The organism is Anoxybacillus sp. ST4 (genome assembly GCF_019448545.1).
Taxonomy (GTDB): domain Bacteria; phylum Bacillota; class Bacilli; order Bacillales; family Anoxybacillaceae; genus Anoxybacillus; species Anoxybacillus pushchinoensis.
Genome location: NZ_JAHZOE010000050.1, coordinates 1 through 4,482 on the forward strand (window position 1 = coordinate 1; position 4,482 = coordinate 4,482).

At 40.6% G+C, this 4,482-nt stretch carries 4 protein-coding genes and 1 pseudogene; all 5 read left to right on the forward strand.

The genetic code is table 11. The annotated features are described in order from the left end of the window. Window positions 1-173 precede the first annotated feature (173 nt). A pseudogene (locus K1I44_RS14780) lies at window positions 174-368 on the forward strand (RHS repeat domain-containing protein); the annotation flags it as partial. A gap of 166 nt (window positions 369-534) precedes the next feature. Then, entirely contained in the window at window positions 535-777 is a 243-nt protein-coding gene (locus K1I44_RS14785) for a hypothetical protein (RefSeq protein WP_043967541.1), read from the forward strand. Between the two features lie 251 nt (window positions 778-1,028). Beyond that, window positions 1,029-2,405, forward strand: coding sequence for a sensor histidine kinase (locus tag K1I44_RS14790; RefSeq protein WP_219986606.1), 1,377 nt, complete (start codon window positions 1,029-1,031; stop codon window positions 2,403-2,405). Between the two features lie 2 nt (window positions 2,406-2,407). Beyond that, window positions 2,408-3,079 (forward strand): response regulator transcription factor, encoded by a 672-nt coding sequence (locus tag K1I44_RS14795; protein ID WP_219986607.1) that lies wholly within the window; start codon window positions 2,408-2,410, stop codon window positions 3,077-3,079. Beyond that, on the forward strand, window positions 3,080-3,634 hold the full coding sequence (locus K1I44_RS14800; protein ID WP_219986608.1) for a TVP38/TMEM64 family protein: 555 nt from the start codon (window positions 3,080-3,082) through the stop codon (window positions 3,632-3,634). Window positions 3,635-4,482 lie beyond the last annotated feature (848 nt).

Genomic DNA, 4,482 nt, shown 5'->3' on the forward strand with positions numbered 1-4,482 from the left:
GAACGATATTGCCCAATCGATCACTCGTTTTGAACAGCACGTCTTACAGCACCCAGATGAGGTGTTACGCCGCATCGGGTGTGCTGCGTGAATCAGAGGTTAAAATGTCAATTTGGATGTATATAGTTTATTAACCAGAATCATTGTAGTGGCTTTGTCTTTGATTGTTATAGTTGGTTCGTTTCGGCGATGAAACGATCACGTACGATGCGAACGGCAACCGGACTAAAGACGGTGAGTACCAATATGAATGGAACGAAGCCGACCAGCTTGTCGCTATCCCTCAAAAAGGCGAAAGCACGCCGTTTGTGACGTACCAATACGATGAAGACGGCCGCCACATTCACAAGACCGTGAATGGCGTCATAAAAATGATTGGATGAAAAAGAGCAAGGAGAGGGTATTGTGTGAGGAGAAGGTTCTTAGAAGCAGGGGGAATTGTCAGAATTAAAGCGAATTTTCATGTTATCGTACATAGTGAAATGGTATAATATGTTTAATAAGCCCCGCCTTAATTGAAAGGAGTGAAAAAGCATGGATTTTGTACGGGTAATAAAACACAGTAATGATTTGGAAAAGTTTATAGATATACCTGAAGGATTAAAGAATAGGAAAGTAGAGATTATTATCCTTCCTTATACAGATCAAGAAGATATAGAACAAGGGAAAAAAAAGAGCTTGAGGGGAGCTCTATCAAAGTACAAAAATGAGTTTTTGCAAAATCAAGAAAGCGATGCTTGGTCTAAAAACGTGGTGGATAAATATGAAAATCGTTGATGCAAACATTGTCCTAGGCATCATTGGAATGTGGACATTGATTATTACTATATAAACTAAACCAAAAGAAGTAACCACTTCCCTAAAAACTAACGGATGAAGCTGGTTACTTCTTTTTGCTAATCTCTAATCTGGTTAAACATCGTGCAGTCCCCTGTCTCAACTTCACAGGCACATGTCGTTCCTCCACATTTTCTCCATATTTTTTCTGCTATAATAAAGAAAAACGCCAGTAAGGGAAGGAATTGTTTGTGCGAAAGCTTTCATTTAAATTGGGGCTATTATTTTTTGTCTTTGTGTTAGGGATTGAAACAGTTTTATTTGTGGCTTTATATGTGACGCTTGTTCATGCGAAGGTTGATGAAGAATTTGAACAATTGCTAGCAAGAGGGAACAATCATCGGGCCGTGTTAGAAAGTCATTACGATGAAGTCACGTTAGAACATGTCGTCATGATGGAGTCGGAGGCGGAAACAGATGTTGTCATTACAGATGCGAAAGGAGGCATTTTATATTTTTCCGATCACATTTTGCCGTTTGCGAAAAAACTCATTCCTTATACTGATACCCTTCACATTCCTCATAGTGGAATGGTGGTGCAAAACAACTGGAAAAAAGAATCGTATATCGCCACCGCCAGCCCGATTCGGATGGACGGCAAGATAAAAGGATATGTATATATGTTTCAGCGGACGGCTTCTATTCAAAATATGATTGCCAAATTAAAGCATCATTTTCTCGTGGTCGGCATTCTGTCCGTCTTTTTGACGATTTTGACGATTTTTTTCTTATCAAGAGTCATTACGATTCCGCTTATTCGCATGAAACAAGCGACTGAGAAACTAAGCAAGGGAGATTTTTCTGTCCGCCTGCAAGTAAAAGGGGAAGATGAATTGGCACAGTTAGGAAAAGCAATTCAAACATTGGCAAAGGATTTAGAATACTTAAAAAAAGAACGAAACGAATTTTTAGCGAGTATTTCACACGAGTTGCGCACCCCGCTCACATATGTGAAAGGGTATGCGGACGTTGCGCGCAGACCGAATATTGCTGAAGAGGAACGAGCGAAATATTTGTCCATTATTTATGAAGAAGCAGAGCATATGCAAAAATTAGTGAAAGACTTGTTTGAGCTCGCGAAAATGGAGCAACATTCGTTTCAAATCGAGAAAGAGGAAACCCCGCTTTGCCTTTTCTTAAAAAAAGTATACGAGAAAATAAGTCCTGCATTTCAGACAAACAATATATCGCTTGTCTATCACTGTGATGCAAACGTTACCGTCCATATCGATCAACAGCGATTTGAACAAGTAATGATAAATCTTTTAGACAATGCGTTAAAATATTCTCGCCAAGGTTCTACTGTTTCTATTGATGTGAAAACTGAGAAAAAGAACATCATCCTCATCATTTCTGATGAAGGAATCGGCATCCCTGAAAAAGATTTGCCACATATTTTTGAACGGTTTTACCGAGTCGATAAATCACGGTCGCGAACAGGTGGGGGCACAGGGTTAGGTCTGGCGATTGCCAAAGAAATTGTCGAAGCGCACGGCGGTTCGATTCATGCGATAAGCCAATTTGGAAAAGGGACAAGCATGATCATTACGTTGCCGAGGAGTGAATGAAGGTGTATACCGTTTTACTGGTTGATGACGAAAAACGAATGTTGGATTTATTGGAGCTGTATTTAATCCCAAATGGTTATCGTTGTGTGACATGCGAATCAGGAGAAGGGGCGATTCGATATTTAGAAAATGATCACGTCGATCTTGTGTTGCTTGATGTGATGATGCCAGAGATGGACGGATGGGAAACGTGCAAACAAATACGAGAGTTTTCGGACGTTCCGATTATTATGGTTACCGCAAGAGGGGAAACGACAGACGTTGTCCAAGGACTAAAGATCGGTGCAGATGATTATATTACAAAACCGTTTGACGAGTCCGAATTGCTCGCTCGGATCGAGGCGGTATTGCGCCGTTCGGTCGGAAAACAAACGAAGCTCGAGTTTCACGGCTTAGTTTGGGATGAAACGCAGCATAAAGTTCAATACGCTGGGCACGATATTTTTCTCACGCCAAAAGAGTTTGCCATGCTAGGGCTTTTTCTCAAACATCCAAACCGCGTATTTAGCCGCGAACAGCTGATCGTGACATTGTGGGGGTATAACGCCAACACAGAAGAACGGACAATTGATTCGCATGTAAAAAATATTCGAGAGAAGCTCCGCCAAGCTGGTTTTCCGATTGATCAGTTTTTGCAAACGGTTTGGGGAGTCGGATATAAATGGGGGACGTAAATGGAACAACAGATGATTGCGTTATTCCGAATATATGAACCATTCGCTTTTTTCATCAGCATCGCAATCAATATCATGATTAGTATTTTAGGCGTGGTCCCGAGCGTCTTTCTCACCGCGGCTAACTTAGCGGTATTCGGTTTTTGGAAAGGCACCTTTTTATCGTTTGTCGGGGAAGCGGTTGGGGCGATTGTTTCTTTCGTTTTATATCGAAAAGGGTTTCGTCAACTTTCGGAAACGAAATGGTTTTCCTATCCGAAAGTCAGACATTTGCTTGCGGCAGAAGGAAAAGAAGCGTTTTTTCTTGTTTTATCGTTACGTCTTCTGCCATTTGTTCCATCAGGAATTGTGACGTTCGTTGCCGCTATTGGGCGCATGTCGCTCCTTCTTTTTACAGCCGCCAGCTCGCTTGGAAAACTGCCAGCACTTTTGTTAGAGGTATATTCGGTGTATCAAGTGATGAATTGGACATGGCAAGGGAAAGTGATATCGACGCTTGTATCTGTTTTTTTACTTGTATTTACTTGGAGGAAAATCAATCGAAAAAAGGCCTAGCCTACCTCGTACATTTTGTAAATAGTTTTGTTTGCTGTGATGCTATTCGCTTGGAAAGTCGACGAACCGATGGGAACAATAACTATTTAGCTCACTTGATCATGTGGCTGAATTGTTACAATTTATGATAGTAGAGAACCAGAACTAATTCGTTTAGGTTTTAAAATACATCATGCCATCGGTCAAGACACTATAATATATTATATTAATTACAAGTCACTAGAGAATTTGCCTTTATCAAGCTTGTTCGGTCTCTTTATCAAATGGCTCATATTTCTCTTGCATTTTAACATTACCATCAACATACTCGTACCTAACGTATTTTATTGCTGCAAATGAGGCATTTGCTGAAATGTAAACGGATGCGCCATTTTAACCATTCACTTCCTTTTTTATCTATATGAACTTTTACTTTAGTCTCTCCGTTTGCCTCAACGGGTTTATGGAAATCGTCAATTTTAACACTACCATCCGATTTAACAACTTTCCTTTTTACCCACGCTTCTTGAGTCAACTTAACACCATCTTCCCCTTTAGGTCATTGGGTTTTCTTGTGTGGCATACTGTTGCGGAATAGCGTGAGTAAAATATTTGAGGGGATCATTCCGAGATGATTCCACCGACGATGATTACAAACTCTTGTTTGCTATGCTCGTGGGGGCCACTAAGCGAAGTGCGGTAGAAAAAACAAATTTCATGCAAAAAGGATTCTCTCCCTGTAGTATGAGTAAAATGTTTGTGGGAGAAAAAAAGACAGGTTCCTGATTTGGTATAATAAGGAACCTGTCAGATATGTAAGCAAAATAGATGAAAAACGGGCTCTCCTCCTGGTAAGGTAGTAAGTGCGA

Excerpts from the sequence above, each read along its gene's own strand:
- K1I44_RS14785 (WP_043967541.1), top strand. The coding sequence starts at position 535 with ATGGATTTTGTACGGGTAATAAAACACAGTAATGATTTGGAAAAGTTT.
- K1I44_RS14800 (WP_219986608.1), top strand. The coding sequence starts at position 3,080 with ATGGAACAACAGATGATTGCGTTATTCCGAATATATGAACCATTCGCT.